Origin of the sequence: Streptomyces sp. UH6 (genome assembly GCF_013421635.1) — a bacterium.
In the GTDB taxonomy this organism is placed as follows: Bacteria; Actinomycetota; Actinomycetes; order Streptomycetales; family Streptomycetaceae; genus Streptomyces; species Streptomyces abyssomicinicus.
This window is the reverse complement of sequence record NZ_JACADT010001336.1, coordinates 1-1,211: the sequence shown is the minus strand read 5'-3', so window position 1 is coordinate 1,211 and position 1,211 is coordinate 1. Positions and strand designations below refer to the sequence as shown.

At 73.2% G+C, this 1,211-nt stretch carries 1 protein-coding gene; it reads right to left on the bottom strand.

Translation table 11 applies throughout. The features are described 5' to 3' along the window. Positions 1-67 precede the first annotated feature (67 nt). Positions 68-1,039: an RNase adapter RapZ gene (gene rapZ, locus HW445_RS31710; RefSeq protein ID WP_257231429.1), complete on the bottom strand. Its 972-nt coding sequence runs from the start codon at positions 1,037-1,039 to the stop codon at positions 68-70. Positions 1,040-1,211: the final 172 nt, after the last annotated feature.

The window sequence follows — 1,211 nt, the reverse complement described above, 5'->3', positions numbered from 1 at the left end:
CGGGCCTCCCTGCGGAAGGCGGGGACCGCGTTGCGCCGCAGGCCGGTGAGCCGCGGGGTGTGGCGTCTCATTCGCGTCCCATGTCCCGGTGGACGACCACCGTCTCGACCCCGTCCGCGGCCAGGCGCTTGGCGAGCTTCTCCGACATGGCGACGGAGCGGTGCTTGCCGCCGGTACAGCCGACGGCCACGGTCACGTAGCGCTTGCCCTCGCGCCGGTAGCCGGCCGCGATCATGTGCAGCAGCTCGGTGTAGCGGTCGAGGAACTCCTTGGCGCCGGGCTGGGAGAAGACGTAGGAGGACACCTCCTCGTTGAGGCCGGTGTACGGGCGCAGCTCGGGGACCCAGTGCGGGTTGGGCAGGAAGCGCATGTCCACCACGAGGTCGGCGTCGACGGGCAGGCCGTACTTGAAGCCGAACGACATCACGGTGGCCCGCAGCTCGGGCTCCTCCTCGCCCGCGAACTGGGCGTCCATCTTGGCGCGCAGCTGGTGCACGTTGAGGCCGGAGGTGTCGATCACCAGGTCGGCGTCGCCTCGCAGCTCGCGCAGGAGTTCACGCTCGGCGGCGATGCCGTCGACGATGCGGCCGTCGCCCTGCAGCGGGTGCGGGCGGCGCACCGACTCGAAGCGGCGCACCAGGGCGTCGTCGGAGGACTCCAGGAAGACGAACCGCCGCCTGACCTGGCGGGCGTCCAGCTCGGTGAGGGACTCGCGGAGGTTGTCGAAGAAGCGGCGGCCGCGGACGTCGACGACCACGGCGATCCGGGCGACGTTGCCCTGGCTGCGGGCGCCGAGCTCCACCATGGTGGGGATCAGGGCGGGCGGCAGGTTGTCGACGACGAACCAGCCGAGGTCCTCCAGGCACTTGGCCGCGGTGGAGCGGCCGGCCCCGGACATGCCGGAGATGATCACCAGCTCCGGGGTGGCCGCGTCGGCCGCCTGGGCCGCGTCCGTGCCCGTGCCCGTGCCCGTCGTCACCTGTTCCGCTCCGTCGTCCGTCCGGGCCGTCCGGCCCGGCTGCTGATCCTGCTGCGTCATGCGTGCTGCCCCCGTCTCTCGTCCTTGCCGTGCGGCGACCGTTCCCGGTCACCGTCGCGCGCCTTCCCTTCCGCGTCCTCGCTCACGCCTTCGCCGCCGCCCACCGGGTGAGCGGCGTCCGCCGGGTGCGCGCGGTCGTCCGGGTGCGTGCCGTCCTCCGGGGCGGGCCGCG

What these genes read in the sequence shown, in the direction of transcription:
- rapZ (WP_257231429.1), bottom strand. Translation starts at nt 1,039, where the DNA reads ATGACGCAGCAGGATCAGCAGCCGGGCCGGACGGCCCGGACGGACGAC.